Below are 1,584 nucleotides of genomic sequence, written 5' to 3' on the forward strand. Positions count from 1 at the left end.
GGTGTGGGGGAGCACGCGTCCATGATGCGCGCCGCGGCGGACACGGCCGGGTGGACGGGGCGTGGCCGGTGCCCGGTGAGCGGCGCGCCCACCCGTGACGCCCCCTGCCCGGTCCCCTACGGTGAGCCCGTGGACCCGGCCGAAGTCCCTGCCAGCTCCCTCGACGCGCCGCCCGCGCTGCTGGAGGTCGTGCTGCGACCGGCCGGCCTGCACGTGCGGCTGGGCGCCCCGGCCGGTGAGGACCTGCTGGTGGCGCTGGCCCGCGGCGCGGACGGGGCGTGGGAGGACGTGGACGTCCTGCCGGCCGGCTCGGCCGAGGAGGTCCTGGAGGTGGCCGCGGAGGCCGGTGACCGGGTGCGGCTGGCCTCGGAGGACGGCAGCCGCGTCTCCGGCACCGCCGCCGTCGTCGACCCCGACGCGGAGCCGGCGGTCGCCGAGCCCGACGCGGTGCCGGTGCCCGAGGTGCCGCAGGACTCCACTGCACCGGAGGTGCCGCAGGAGGCCGGTACGGCGGAGCAGCCGCGCGCGCTGGACGAGCAGCCGGCGGCGGGCGCGCCCGAGGTCGCTGAACCCGAGGTCGCTGAACCCGAGGTCGCTGAACCCGAGGTCGACGAGCCCGAGGTGGACGAGGCGGTGTGGCAGCTCGCCAGCGCCCTGGAGGAGCGCCACCCGGAGTGGAGCGCGCACCCGCAGGGGCCGGTGCTGCACGTGCACGGCCGGTTCGGCAACACGTTCCGGGTGGCGGCGGAGGCGCTCAGCGCCGGGGCGGGCGAGGTCCGCGCGGTGTGCGCGATCTCCGCGCGGGGGGACTTCACGCTGCTGGTCGCGCAGGGCCGGGAACTGCTGCGCGCCGACGAGCGCGCGGGCGTGCCCACGCAGTGGCGCCACTACGACCTGCCCGCGCACATCGACGCGGCGGCGCTGGCGCAGAACCCGGACGCCGAACGGCGCTGCCGGCGGGTGCAGCGCCTGCTGCCGGGTCAGCCGCCGGAGGGGGCGCTGACCGTGCTGCGCGAGGCGGGCGTCGACGTGTCCGCCGCGCTGGACCGCTGCACGGCCTGAACACCGCGACGGGTCCTCCCCCGGCGACGACCCGCGCCACGCGCAGTCCACGGCGGACGAGATCGGGGTGGTCGTCACCCGGGCGCGACGCGGCTGAGCGTGCGGCGCGCGTGGCGGCGGCGCGCGTGCACGACGCCGTGCACGCGGTCCGCGGCGGCCACGGGGTCCTCGTGCTCCCACACCCGCACCACGTGCCAGCCGGCCGCGGTGAGCGTGGTGTCGGTGTCGCGGTCCCGGGCGGTGATGCTGCCCAGCTTCACCCGCCACCACGCGGCGTTCGCCCTGGGCCGGTGGACGTGCACCGGGCAGGAGTGCCAGAAGCAGCCGTCGACGAACACCGCCACCCGCGCGCCGCGGAACACCACGTCGGCGCGGCGGCGGCGGTTCGTGCCCGGCGGGGTGGCGTCGGTGAGGTAGCGCAGGCCGCGGCGGTGCAGTTCGCGGCGCAGCGCCAGTTCCGGGGCGGTGTCGCGCCGGCCGGTGCGGCGCATGATGCCGGCCACGGCGGGGCTGGAGGCGGGC

2 protein-coding genes are annotated in these 1,584 nt (G+C 78.5%); one reads left to right on the forward strand and one right to left on the reverse strand.

The annotated features are described in order from the left end of the window. Positions 1–129 precede the first annotated feature (129 nt). Positions 130–1,062: a hypothetical protein gene (locus GTR00_RS20455; protein ID WP_166613366.1), complete on the forward strand. Its 933-nt coding sequence runs from the start codon at positions 130–132 to the stop codon at positions 1,060–1,062. Positions 1,063–1,136: 74 nt separating this feature from the next. On the opposite strand, the gene GTR00_RS20460 is transcribed toward GTR00_RS20455, so the two are convergent. Continuing rightward, on the reverse strand, positions 1,137–1,584 hold a 448-nt coding region (locus tag GTR00_RS20460; RefSeq protein ID WP_205706297.1), incomplete at its 5' end, for a very short patch repair endonuclease.

Source organism: Kineococcus indalonis (assembly GCF_009906395.1).
In the GTDB taxonomy this organism is placed as follows: domain Bacteria; phylum Actinomycetota; class Actinomycetes; order Actinomycetales; family Kineococcaceae; genus Kineococcus; species Kineococcus indalonis.